The following is a 413-nucleotide window of genomic DNA, read 5'->3' as shown; positions in this document are numbered from 1 at the left end:
GTTCAGCCGGGCCGATCGCGTCGTAATCGGCGAGCGCCTCGCGCATCGTCTCGCGATTGTACTTGCGCTCGGTGGCCGGCAGGCCGGCGATCAGGTTGCGCTCGACCTTTTCGATCTGCTCGTCGCTGAGCGATTTCAGCCGCGCTTCCGCTTCCTCGAGACGCGCCGGGCTGTAGCTCGCCTCGGCATTCTTGCGCTTAAGCACGAAGACGTCATAGGCGGCGAAGTCGATCGCATCGAAACGCAACGCGTAGCCGGTGGTCGCCAGCCGGTACATGAGATCGGTGCGGGTCCAGTCGACCACCGGCATGAAATTGTAGCAGATGGTGGAGATGCCGGCCTTGGCCAGCGCCCTAATCGTGTCCTTGTACCAGCCGGCATAGCGCTGCCGCTCCGCAGAACCGATCTTGATC

1 protein-coding gene is annotated in these 413 nt (G+C 63.2%); it reads right to left on the bottom strand.

From position 1 onward, the window contains the following. On the bottom strand, positions 1-413 hold a 413-nt coding region (locus EOA32_RS37940), incomplete at both ends, for a mannonate dehydratase (protein WP_189407762.1).

This window comes from Mesorhizobium sp. M1A.F.Ca.ET.072.01.1.1, assembly GCF_004023325.1.
Lineage (GTDB): Bacteria > Pseudomonadota > Alphaproteobacteria > Rhizobiales > Rhizobiaceae > Mesorhizobium.
The sequence above is the reverse complement of the archived record's forward strand: the minus strand, read 5'-3'. Positions and strand labels throughout refer to the sequence as shown.